Annotated in this window: 10 protein-coding genes and 1 pseudogene; 7 read left to right on the top strand and 4 right to left on the bottom strand. The window is 63.7% G+C overall.

The features are described from left to right. The 7 genes and pseudogenes from EN949_RS27025 to EN949_RS26995 form a co-directional block, all read left to right on the top strand. Positions 1 to 324 (top strand): annotated as a pseudogene (locus EN949_RS27025) (N-acetylmuramic acid 6-phosphate etherase); the annotation flags it as partial. Between the two features lie 2 nt (positions 325 to 326). Then, a complete protein-coding gene (locus tag EN949_RS27020) occupies positions 327 to 1586 on the top strand; it encodes an ABC transporter substrate-binding protein (RefSeq protein ID WP_013528574.1) in 1260 nt (419 codons plus the stop codon). Between the two features lie 244 nt (positions 1587 to 1830). Continuing rightward, the gene (locus tag EN949_RS27015) at positions 1831 to 2760 is read left to right on the top strand and encodes a sugar ABC transporter permease (RefSeq protein WP_013528573.1); all 930 of its coding nucleotides are present in this window, start codon (positions 1831 to 1833) and stop codon (positions 2758 to 2760) included. Positions 2761 to 2771: 11 nt separating this feature from the next. Continuing rightward, entirely contained in the window at positions 2772 to 3611 is an 840-nt protein-coding gene (locus EN949_RS27010; RefSeq protein WP_013528572.1) for a carbohydrate ABC transporter permease, read from the top strand. Next, complete coding sequence (locus tag EN949_RS27005; protein ID WP_013528571.1) at positions 3608 to 4075, top strand: DUF4304 domain-containing protein; 468 nt, start codon at positions 3608 to 3610, stop codon at positions 4073 to 4075. Before EN949_RS27010 ends, EN949_RS27005 begins: the two co-directional genes overlap by 4 nt. A 1-nt stretch (position 4076) precedes the next feature. Then, a complete protein-coding gene (locus tag EN949_RS27000; RefSeq protein WP_024502144.1) occupies positions 4077 to 5132 on the top strand; it encodes a Gfo/Idh/MocA family oxidoreductase in 1056 nt (351 codons plus the stop codon). A gap of 15 nt (positions 5133 to 5147) precedes the next feature. Beyond that, positions 5148 to 6146 (top strand): ABC transporter ATP-binding protein, encoded by a 999-nt coding sequence (locus EN949_RS26995; protein ID WP_024502143.1) that lies wholly within the window; start codon positions 5148 to 5150, stop codon positions 6144 to 6146. 166 nt (positions 6147 to 6312) lie between these two features. On the opposite strand, the gene EN949_RS26990 is transcribed toward EN949_RS26995, so the two are convergent. The 4 genes from EN949_RS26990 to deoC form a co-directional block, all read right to left on the bottom strand. Next, positions 6313 to 7158: a fumarylacetoacetate hydrolase family protein gene (locus tag EN949_RS26990; protein WP_024502142.1), complete on the bottom strand. Its 846-nt coding sequence runs from the start codon at positions 7156 to 7158 to the stop codon at positions 6313 to 6315. 219 nt (positions 7159 to 7377) lie between these two features. Then, on the bottom strand, positions 7378 to 8109 hold the full coding sequence (locus tag EN949_RS26985) for an SDR family oxidoreductase (protein ID WP_013528567.1): 732 nt from the start codon (positions 8107 to 8109) through the stop codon (positions 7378 to 7380). 186 nt (positions 8110 to 8295) lie between these two features. Further along, the gene (locus EN949_RS26980) at positions 8296 to 10668 is read right to left on the bottom strand and encodes an aldehyde dehydrogenase family protein (protein ID WP_127371831.1); all 2373 of its coding nucleotides are present in this window, start codon (positions 10666 to 10668) and stop codon (positions 8296 to 8298) included. Between the two features lie 70 nt (positions 10669 to 10738). Beyond that, entirely contained in the window at positions 10739 to 11788 is a 1050-nt protein-coding gene (gene deoC, locus EN949_RS26975; RefSeq protein ID WP_127371830.1) for a deoxyribose-phosphate aldolase, read from the bottom strand. Between the last annotated feature and the right edge of the window lie 17 nt (positions 11789 to 11805).

Below are 11805 nucleotides of genomic sequence, written 5' to 3'. Positions count from 1 at the left end.
CATCTCGGCCATGTGCATGACGGCTACATGGTCAATCTCATGGCCGACAACATCAAGCTGCGCGACCGCGCGGCGCGTATCGTCGCCGCCGTCAGCGGCCGCGGCACGGACGAAGCGGCCCGCCTGCTCGAAAAGAGCGGCGGCGCGGTCAAGACCGCCATTCTGCTCGCCGCCGGCGCCGACAGCACTGACGCGGCGCAGAAGATACTGGAAGAGGCCGGCCAGAAGTTGCGGCCGGCCCTTTCCGCTATAGAGGGGAGCAAGGGCTCAAAAGCCTCTGTTCTCATCAAAACCGAACCTGAAAAAGGTCAACAGGGAGACTGAGCATGACAACGAAACTACTGACGGCACTGCTTTTGGGCACCAGCATTCTCGGCTCGGCCGGGTTGGCTCACGCCGACGACGTAACGCTCAACATCGAAAGCTGGCGCGGCGACGACCTTGCCATCTGGAAGGACAAGCTGATCCCGGCTTTCGAAGCCAAGAACCCGGGCATCAAGGTCGTGTTCGCACCGTCGGCTCCGACCGAATATGACGCCGCGCTCGGCGCCAAGCTCGCCGCCGGCTCGGCGGGCGACCTGATCACCTGCCGCCCGTTCGACAAGTCGCTTGAGCTGTTCAAGAAGGGCAACCTTGCCGATCTCTCGGCGCTGCCCGGCATGGAGAACTTTTCGCCGGTGGCCAAGTCCGCCTGGCAGACCGACGACGGCAAGGCGAGCTTCTGCGTGCCGATGGCTTCGGTCATCCACGGCTTCATCTACAACAAGGACGCCTTTGACAAGCTCGGCATCAAGGTGCCGGAGACCCGCGACGAGTTCTTCGCCGCGCTCGACAAGATCAAGGCCGACGGCACCTACATCCCGATGGCGATGGGCACCAAGGATCTCTGGGAAGCCGCGACCATGGGCTACCAGAACATCGGCCCCAACTACTGGAAGGGCGAGGACGGCCGCGCGGCGCTGATCAAGGGCGATCAGAAGCTGACCGACAAGGACTGGGTCGCGCCGTATGAGGAACTGGCCAAGTGGAAGCCTTATCTCGGCGATGGCTTCGAGGCGCAGACCTATCCGGACAGCCAGAACCTGTTCACGCTCGGCCGCGCCGCCATCTACCCGGCCGGCTCGTGGGAGATCGGCCTGTTCAACACCCAGGCGCAGTTCAAGATGGGCGCCTTCCCGCCGCCGGTCGAGAAGGCCGGCGACACCTGCTACATCTCCGACCATACCGATATCGGCATGGGCCTGAATGCGGCTTCGAAGAACGCCGATGCGGCCAAGACCTTCCTGTCCTGGGTCGCCTCGCCGGATTTCGCCACCATCTACGCCAACGCACTGCCGGGCTTCTTCAGCCTGAACTCCTCGCCGGTGAAGATGGAAGACCCGCTGGCGCAGGAATTCGTCTCCTGGCGCGGCAAGTGCAAGTCGACGATCCGCTCGACCTACCAGATCCTGTCGCGCGGCACGCCGAACCTCGAGAACGAGACCTGGGTTGAATCGGCCAACGTCATCAACGGCACCGATACGCCGGAAGCGGCGGCCAAGAAGCTGCAGACCGGCCTCGACAGCTGGTACCATCCGGCCAAGTAAGAGCTCAGGTAATGGAACCGGCCGGCGCACGCCTGGCCGGTTCCGGACTACCTCATTCAAAGTGCGCCTATTCAGATTGCGATTGTCGGCACCGCCTCCCGGCCTTACCCTCTCTTCGGGGAAGGCTAGCTGATCAGTCGCAGGCCTTTGTTCCTGCCGCATCGGCAGGAATGGTCGGGCCGTGCATCGAGGCATCATCTAGATCGATACCCTTTGGAACCGAGAGACGGCGGGGACCGAACTCATGGCCGCAGATATCAGACCGAAAAGACCGTTCCGCTGGCATATAGGCGTCTTCCTGGCGCCGGCGGTGCTTGTCTACACGGCAATCATGATCCTGCCGCTCGCCGGCACGCTGCAGCTCTCGCTGTTCCGCAACATCGAGCAGCACCAGGTCTTCGTCGGGCTGGAAAACTTCCGCATGCTGTTCGGCGATCCCAACTGGTCGGTGGGTTTCTGGAACGCGCTGAGGAACAACACCTGGTTCTTTATCATCCACATGCTGGTGCAGAACCCGATCGGCGTCATGCTGGCCGCGCTTCTGTCCAGCCCGAGACTGAGGTTCGCGGCCTTCTACCGCACGGCGATCTTCGTGCCGACCATCCTGTCCTTCGTCATCGTCGGTTTCGCCTGGAAGCTGATCCTGTCCCCGTTGTGGGGCGTAGCGCCGCATCTGATGGATCTCGTCGGCCTGAAAAGCCTGTTCACGCCATGGCTCGGCAAGGAACAATATGCGCTCACCGCACTCAGCCTGATTTCGGTGTGGCAGTTCGTCGGCATCCCGATGATGCTGATCTACGCCGCCCTGCTGTCGATCCCCGAAGAGGTGATCGAGGCCGCCGAATGCGATGGCATCACCGGCCTGGCGCAGTTCTGGAAGATCAAGCTGCCGCTGATCCTGCCGTCGATCGGCATCATCTCGATCCTCACCTTCGTCGGCAATTTCAACGCCTTCGACCTGATCTACACCGCGCAAGGCGCGCTCGCCGGGCCGAACTATTCGACCGATATTCTCGGCACTTTCCTCTACCGCGCCTTCTTCGGCTTCCAGCTGCAGGTCGGCGACCCCAATATGGGCGCGGCGATCGCCACGATGATGTTCCTGATCATCCTCGGCGGCGTCTGCGTCTATCTCTTTCTCGTCCAGACGCGCCTGCGTCGCTACCAGTTCTGAGGGGCCGAGAGATGAGCACCGCCACCCGTTCCGTACCCCGCACCATCGGCGCCCATGCGATCCTGTTGACCTACACGGTGATCGCGCTGTTTCCGGTGATCCTGGTGATCATGAACTCGTTCAAGTCCCGCGCCGGCATCTTCGGCGCGCCGCTGACGCCGCCGACGCCCAAAACCTTCGACCTGATCGGCTACACCACCGTCATCGGCCAGGGCGACTTCATCCACTATTTCCAGAACAGCCTCGTCGTCACCGTCGCCTCCCTGTTCCTCGTGCTCCTGTTCGGCGCCATGGCGGCGTTCGCGCTGTCGGAATACCGCTTCCGCGGCAACTCGCTGATGGGCCTCTATCTGGCGCTCGGCATCATGATCCCGATCCGGCTGGGCACCGTCGCCATCCTGCAATTGATGGTGGCGAGCGGGCTGGTCAACACGCTGACGGCGCTGATCCTGGTCTACACCGCGCAAGGCCTGCCGCTTGCCGTGTTCATCCTGTCGGAGTTCATGAAGCAGGTGTCCGACGATCTAAAGAATGCCGGCCGCATCGACGGCCTGTCGGAATACACCATCTTCTTCCGCCTGGTGCTGCCGCTGGTCAGGCCCTCGATGGCAACCGTCGCCGTCTTCACCATGATCCCGATCTGGAATGACCTGTGGTTCCCGCTGATCCTGGCGCCGTCGGAAGAAACCAAGACGGTGACGCTCGGCGCGCAGCTCTTCCTCGGCCAGTTCGTCACCAACTGGAACGCTATCCTGGCGGCGCTGTCGCTGGCGATCATGCCGGTGCTGATCCTCTACGTCATCTTCTCGCGGCAGTTGATCCGCGGCATTACTTCCGGAGCGGTGAAGTGAGCGGCGGGGAAGAAGCTATCGTACAGGCCCTCGTCGAGACAGCGAGCCACTATGGATTCCGGGGCGTTCGCGCCAAAAATTTCTACCGAGAGTGGCCGGAGACGATCTGTGTGCTGAACCTTCAGAAGTCTTCCTGGGGTCCGCAATTCTATATCAACGCTGCTGTCTGGTTTGCACGGCTTGGGCCGGAGCGCCGGCCGAAGGAATACAATTGTCACATTCGTTGGCGCGTCAATTCCCAGATGGAAGACGAGCAGTCGAAAGCGTTCGAGCAGGCGCTCAACCTTGAGCATCCCTTGCCTGATGATCAGAGGCTTTCACTGATCAAGGACGGAGTTGATGCCTATGGCTTTCGACTTTTGTCCCGGTGTGACAGCGAAGAAGCAGCCCTGCGGGTCGCAGATGAATGTGAGCCACAGGTGATGGTGGCTCTCGCAGCCCGCAGTCAAGAAAAGGCGAATTGAAATGGCCCAACCCCTGCGTGTCGTCGTCGCCGGCCTCGGCAATATGGGCCGCAGCCATGCGCTGGCCTACCATACCAATCCAGGTTTCCAGATCGCGGCGCTGATCAATCGCTCCGACGTGCCGCTGCCGGACGGGCTGTCGGGTTACGGCATCAGGCGCTCCTTCGACGAGGCATTGCGTGACGAAAAGCCCGATGTCGCCTGCATCGCCACCTATTCCGACAGCCATGCCGACTATGCGGTGAAGGCGTTCGAGGCCGGTTGCCACGTCTTCGTCGAAAAGCCGCTGGCAACGACGGTGGCCGATGCCAGGCGCGTCGTCGCGGCGGCCAAGGCCAACGGCAGGAAGCTGGTGATCGGCTACATCCTGCGCCATCACCCGTCCTGGATCAGGCTCATCGCCGAAGCGCGCAAGCTCGGCGGCCCCTACGTCTTCCGCATGAACCTCAACCAGCAATCCTCGGGCCATACCTGGGAGACGCACAAGCAGTTGATGCAGACGACCTCGCCGATCGTCGATTGCGGCGTGCACTATCTCGACGTCATGCTGCAGATCACCGATGCGAAGCCCGTGGAAGTGCGCGGCATGGGCGTGCGGCTGACCGACGAGGTCGCGCCCTCGATGTACAATTACGGCCACTTGCAGGTGCTGTTCGATGACGGTTCGGTCGGCTGGTATGAGGCCGGCTGGGGGCCGATGATTTCGGAAACCGCCTTCTTCGTGAAGGACGTCATCTCGCCCAATGGCTGCGTGTCGATCGTCATGAAGGAAGGTGTGAAGTCCGATGACATCGACACCCACACCAAGACCTCGACCATCCGCCTGCACAATGCGGCGACCGGCGCGGACGGCAAGTTCGCCAAGCCAGACGAGATGTTGTCGATGGAGGGCGAACCCGGCCATCAGGACCTCTGCGACCTCGAACAGGCCTTCGTGCTGAAGGCAATCCGCGAGGATCTCGATCTCACCAAACATATGGACGACGCGGTCAAATCGCTCGCCGTCTGCCTTGCCGCCGACGAGAGCGTGCGCAGTGGCGCCGCCGTCAAACTCTAGAACAGGGACGAAGCCGTGGGCTCGCTGAACATCGAGAACGTGAAGAAGGCCTTTGGGCCGGTCGAGGTGCTGAAGGGCATCAACCTCGAAGTGAACGACGGCGAGTTCGTCGTTTTCGTCGGGCCGTCCGGCTGCGGCAAGTCGACCCTGCTCAGGGTCATCGCCGGACTGGAGGATTCGACCTCGGGCCGCGTCGTCATCGATGGCGCGGACGTTTCGGCCACGCCGCCGGCCAAGCGCGGCATCGCCATGGTGTTCCAGACCTATGCGCTCTATCCGCATCTGACGGTGAAGAACAATATGGGCCTCGGCCTCAAGCAGGCCGGCACGCCGACCCCGGAGATCGAGCGCCGCATCGGCATCGCCTCGTCGATGCTGTCGCTGGAGCCCTATCTCGAAAGGCGGCCGGCCGAACTCTCCGGCGGCCAGCGTCAGCGCGTCGCCATCGGCCGCGCCGTGGTGCGCGAGCCGAAGCTGTTTCTGTTCGACGAGCCGCTGTCGAACCTCGATGCCGCGCTGCGTGTCAACACGCGGCTCGAGATCGCGCAATTGCACCGCCGGCTGAAGGCGACGATGATCTACGTCACCCACGACCAGGTCGAGGCGATGACCCTGGCCGACAAGATCGTGGTGCTCAACGCAGGGAAAATCGAGCAGATCGGTGGCCCGATGGAGCTCTACAATTCGCCGGCAAATGAGTTCGTCGCCGGCTTCATCGGCTCACCGAAGATGAATTTCGTCGACGGCGCCCGTCTCGGCGAAACCGCCAGGACCATCGGCGTGCGGCCGGAACATCTGACCGTCGATCCGAAATCCGGCTCCTGGAAGGGAACGGTGGTGCACGCCGAGCATCTCGGCGCCGACACCAACCTCTATCTCGACTGCGAGAAGGCCGGGCTGATCACCGTGCGGATTTTTGGTGTTTACGATGCCGAGCCGGGTGCCACGCTGTATGCGACGCCGGATCCGGCGAAGACGTATCGGTTTGGTGCGGATGGGAAGGTGCTGAAGTAGATACGCCGGCGCAGCCCCCTCACCCAGCCTCCGCTTCGCTCGGCTGACCTCTCCCCGAGGGGAGAGGAGATTGTCAGCGCCGACGCCAGTCTCTTCTCCCCAGCGGGGAGAAGGTGGCCGCGAAGCGGCCGGATGAGGGGGCAGCGCCGACCCCGAAATGTACTGCCTAAACGTCCGCCTTGAACGTCTGCTTCTGCTGCCCCAGGCCTTCAATGCCCAGTTCAACCACATCGCCGGCCTTCAAGAACACCGGCGGCTTCATGCCCAGCCCGACGCCGGGCGGCGTGCCGGTGGAGATGATGTCGCCGGGGTGCAGCGACATGAACTGGCTGAGATAGGAAACCAGATACTTGACGCCATAGACCATGGTCTTGGTCGAGCCGTTCTGCATCGTCTTGCCGTTGACGGTCAGCCACATTTTGAGGTTCTGCGGGTCGGCCACTTCGTCTTTGGTCACCAGCCATGGGCCGGTCGGGCCGAAGGTGTCGCAGCTCTTGCCCTTGGTCCACTGGCCCTGGCGCTCGGCCTGGAAGGCGCGTTCGGAGACGTCGTGGGCAACGCTATAGCCGGCAACATAGTCGAGCGCATCGGCCTCGCTGACATATTTGGCGGTTTTGCCGATGACCACGGCCAGCTCGACTTCCCAGTCGGTCTTCTCCGAGCCGCGGGGGATCAGCACGTCGTCATCCGGCCCGACAATGGCCGAGCTTGCCTTCATGAAGATGATCGGCTCCGGCGGCACGGTGGCGCCGGTCTCGGCGGCGTGGTCGGAATAGTTCAGGCCGATGCAGATGAACTTGCCCGTGCCGGCAACGCAGGCGCCGAGGCGCGGGCTGCCGGAAACCGCCGGCAGCGACTTCGGATCTAGCTTGGCGAGTGCTGCCAGCGATGCCGGATCGAGTGCCTTGCCGCCGATATCGGTGACGTGAGCGGAGAGATCACGGATCGTTCCATCCGCATCGAGCAGGCCGGGACGTTCGCTTCCCACCTCGCCATAGCGCAGCAGTTTCATCTAAATCCTTCTCCTGATTGCGGCCTCGCGGCCTTTTGCAAACTTTCCGCCAAGGCGATTGCTCCTTCAAGGAACCGGCGGACCGTACTCACCGACCTGACTACGGACAAGCGCGATCGCCATACAAGATAGCCGGCGCGCGGGATTTTCAGACTGTTCGATCCCCTGTTGAACGCCGGCAACGGGCCAGATCGTCCGGCCCACGCAAGATTTCCGCAGTCAGATCGACCAGCCGCCGTCGATATTGTAGGCCTGCCCGGACGTGTACGTGGCGCCGGCCAGGTAGACGGCCAGATCGGCGATTTCCTCCGGCGTGCCGAGCCGGCCCATCGGCTGGCGGGCGATGAAGGCGGCGCGGGCGGCATCATAGTCGCCTTGCGCGTGCATGCGGTCCTGCAGCGACGGGCTCTCGACCGTGCCGGGGCAGATGGCGTTGCAGCGTATGCCCTTGCCGACATAGTCGGCGGCTATCGCCTTGGTCAGGCCGATGACCGCGGCCTTGGTCAGGCCATAGACGAAGCGGTTGGGCACGCCCTTGGTGGAACTGGCCAGCGAGGCCATGTTGATGATCGATCCGTCGCCGCGTTCCAGCATGCCGGGCAGCACGGCCCGGCTGGTGCGGATCATGGCGCGGACATTGAGGTTCAGCGCGAAATCGAGGTCGCCGTCCTTCATCTCCAGGATCGAGCCCGAATGGACGAAACCGGCGCAATTGAACAGCACGTCGACGACACCGATCTCGGCAAAGGCGGCGTTGACGGCTTCGTCGTTGAGCACGTCCAGCTTGCGGGTCTTGATCCCTGGCGTCTTGGCGAGTTCCGCCAGCAGCGTCTCGTTGATGTCGGTGGCGTAGACGATGGCGCCGGCTTTTGCGAAGGCCAGTGCGCTCGCCTTGCCGATCCCTTGCGCCGCTGCCGTGACGACAACGACCTTGCCTGCCAGATCCGCCATGCTGTTCTCCTCGTCCGCTGGGATAGTCCGGGTCTACCTGCGGCTGGCCAAGGCGTCATGTGCCAGTCACGCGTGATCGTGCAGCCTGCGCCGTTGACCGTTCACTGATAAAGATGTTTTTTCTCGTTAAAGAACATCTGTCCGGGCGTCAAGCCCGAACACGATCTGAACAGTACCGGCAGGCCATCAATCGCCGTAAGGCACCCAGACATTCTTGACCTCGACGGCGCGGCGTAGGAAGGCGTCGCCGGCGGCTTGGTCGGATGCCCAGTCGATGCCGCGGCCATTGCCGCTCCAGACGCGCTTGAGGTTGCCGATGGACTCGGCTTCCGCCTTGGCGCAGGTCTCGGCATCGGCGAACACCCAAAGCCCGTCGACATCGTCATGCTTGGCCAGCACGCCGGCGAGTTCGGCGCTGCGACCGGTGACGATGTTGATGGCGCCTGAGGGAATGTCGGAATATTCGATGACCTGGTAAAGATCGGTCGCCAGCAGCGGGTAGCGCTCCGACGGCACTGCGACCACGGTGTTGCCCATCGCAAGTGCGGGTGCAATCAGCGAGATCAGGCCGAGCAGCGGCGAGGCATCCGGCGCGACGATGCCGACGACGCCGACCGGCTCGTGCAGCGCCAATGTCACGGCACGCGCGGGCGGTTGGTGCACGCGGCCCTCGAATTTGTCGGCCAGACCGGCATAGAGGAACAGCCGCTCGATGGATTGTTCTACCTCTTCCCGCGCGGCCTTGGGCGTGGCGCCGGTCAATTCGGTGAGACGGGCGGCGAACTCGCCGGCGCGGCCGGAAAGGTTCTCGGCCAGATAATAGAGCACCTGGGACCTGTTATAGGCGGTCGCCTCCGGCCAGGCCTTGGCACTGCGGGCGGCGGAGACGGCATCGCGGATATCCTTGCGGCTACCGAGCCCAACTTCGCCGGCAAGCTTGCCTTTGGCGGTGGCGATGGCGAGCGAATAATTGCCGTCCGGCCGTACCTGCTTGCCGCCGATGAACAGCTTTGCCGTACGGTCGATTGCCGCGCCGTCGGCCTGCTCGACCGGTTGCGCCGACATCGTCGCCGGCTTGATGACCGGGCCGAGCGGCAATTTTGCCGTGAGATATTCGAACATACCCTCGCGCCCGCCCTCACGACCGAAACCACTCTCGCGGTAGCCGCCGAAGCCACAGGCGGCGTCGAACATGTTGGTGCCGTTGACCCAGACCACGCCGGCCTTCAATTGCGGCGCGACGTGCAGGGCAAGGTTGACGTTCTCGCTCCACACCGAGGCGGCGAGGCCATAGCGCGTGTTGTTGGCGAGCTCGATCGCTTCCTCGGTGTTGCGGAAGGTCATGGTCGCCAGAACAGGGCCGAACACCTCTTCTTGCGCCAATATGTTAGCCGGCGAAACACCTGTGGCGAGCGTCGGCAGATGGTAGTAGCCGGAGGACGGCAGCCCGGCATCCGGCTGCCAGCAAACAGCGCCCTGTCTGGCGCCTTCGGCAACCAGGCCCTTGACGCGCTCGAGCTGGGTCAGATCGACCAGCGGGCCGATATCGGTGTTCTTGTCGAGCGGGCTGCCGACGCGCAGCCGGCTCATCCGCGTCTTGACCTTGGCGATCAGGGCGTCGGCTATGCCTTCCTGCACCAGGAGCCGCGAACCGGCGCAGCAGACCTGGCCCTGGTTGAACCAGATGCCGTCGACCAGGCCTTCGACGGCGCTGTCGAGATCGGCATCCTCGAAGACGATGAAAGCCGATTTGCCGCCGAGCTCCAGCGACAGTTTCTTGCCCGAGCCGGCGGTGGCCTTGCGGATGATCTTGCCGACCTCGGAAGAGCCGGTAAAGGCGATCTTCTGGACGCCGGGATGGTTGACGATGGCGACGCCGGCCTCAGGGCCGCCCTGGACGATGTTGACGACGCCCTTCGGCACGCCGGCACGCTCGCAAATCTCGGCGAACAGGATGGCGGTCAGCGGCGTGAACTCGGCCGGCTTCAGCACCACGGTGCAGCCGGCGGCGAGCGCCGGCGCGATCTTCCAGGCCAGCATCAGCAACGGAAAGTTCCACGGGATGATCTGGCCGACGACGCCGACACCCCTATGGCCGGGGAAATCCCTGTCCAGCGCCTGCGCCCAGCCGGCATGGTGGATGAAATGGCGGATCGCCAGCGGCACGTCGATATCGCGGCTTTCGCGGATCGGCTTGCCGTTGTCGATAGTCTCAAGCACCGCGAACAGGCGCTGATGCCGCTGCATGGCGCGGCCGATGGCATAGAGTACTTTGGCACGCTGATAGCCTGAGGCTGCCGACCACTTCGGCAGCGCCTTGGCGGCGGCCGCAACCGCCGCGTCGATATCGGCGGCATTGGCGTCCGAGACCTCGGCCAGCAGCTTGCCGGAAGACGGCTCGCTGGTCTCGAAGGTCTTGCCGCCGGCAGCGGCTTTCCAGTCGCCGCCGATGAACAGCGCCTTGCCGAAATCGCGCGCGGCAAGCCAGGCGTCGGCCTCGTTGCGGGCCTCCGGTGCCGGGCCGTATTCCATGGCGTGATAGCGATCGAGAATGTTCATCAGGTGCCTCCTTCACCCTCCCGCCTGGGAGGGTCGATCGGCAAAAGCCGATCGGGGTGGGGGTAAAGGCTTACGCCATCGCGTGGCGATGATTGGCCGAATAATGTCCGGTCAGATGATGCTCGAGCTGGCGCTCGATGTCGGTCAAGAGGCTCGACGCGCCGAAGCGGAACAGGTCCGGCTCCAGCCATGGCCGGCCGAGCTCTTCCTTCATCAGCACCAGCCAGTCGAGCGAGGCCTTGGCCGTGGAAATGCCGCCGGCCGGCTTGAAGCCGATGAGATAGCCGGTTTCCTCGAAATAGGCCCTGATGGCACGCACCATGGCGAGGCCGACGGGCAGCGTCGCGTTGACGCTTTCCTTGCCGGTCGAGGTCTTGATGAAATCGGCGCCCGCCATCATCGCCACCATCGAGGCCAGCATGACATTGCGCAGCGTGGCGAGGTCGCCGGTGCCGAGGATGACCTTCAGATGCGCATCACCGCAGGCGGCGCGCATCGAGACGATCTCATTGTAAAGCTCCCGCCACTTGGCGCCGAACACCAGGCCGCGCGGGATGACGACGTCGATCTCGTCGGCGCCGTCACGGACCGAGGCCTCGATCTCCTGCAGACGGGTCGACAGCGGCGCCAGGCCATGCGGAAAGGCGGTGGAGACGGCGGCGACATGGATGCCAGTGCCGCGCACCGCATCGACGGCGGTGGCAACGAAGGGGTGGTAGACGCAGACGGCGGCCGGGCGGATGATTTCACCTGATATGCCGAGGCCCTCGACAATGTCGCGGCGGAACGGGTTGATCGCCTTGGCGCAGAGCCGGCGCACGCGCTCCTCGGTGTCGTTGGAATTCAGCGTCGTCAAATCCATGCAGGCGACGGCGCGCAGCAGCCAGGCGGCCTGGTTGTCGGCCTTGATCGAGCGCCGCTTGGTCAGGCTGGCGACGCGCCGTTCCAGCGCCGAGCGATTGACGCTGCGCACCGATTCCATGAAGCCAAGGTCGAGCTTCATGCCGGGGTTGCGCGCAATGCGATGATCGTGCGGGACGGCTGTATTGGCGGCGGCACGCGCCGGCAGCGGCGTCACCTTGGACGGGCCGACATCGGCTTCACGGGCTATCTTCGGCATACGTCGCTGAATGAAAG

Origin of the sequence: Mesorhizobium sp. M7A.F.Ca.US.007.01.2.1 (genome assembly GCF_003998165.1) — a bacterium.
GTDB classification, from domain to species: Bacteria; Pseudomonadota; Alphaproteobacteria; order Rhizobiales; family Rhizobiaceae; genus Mesorhizobium; species Mesorhizobium ciceri.
Note: the sequence above shows the minus strand (reverse complement) of the source record. Positions and strands in the feature narration are given on the sequence as shown.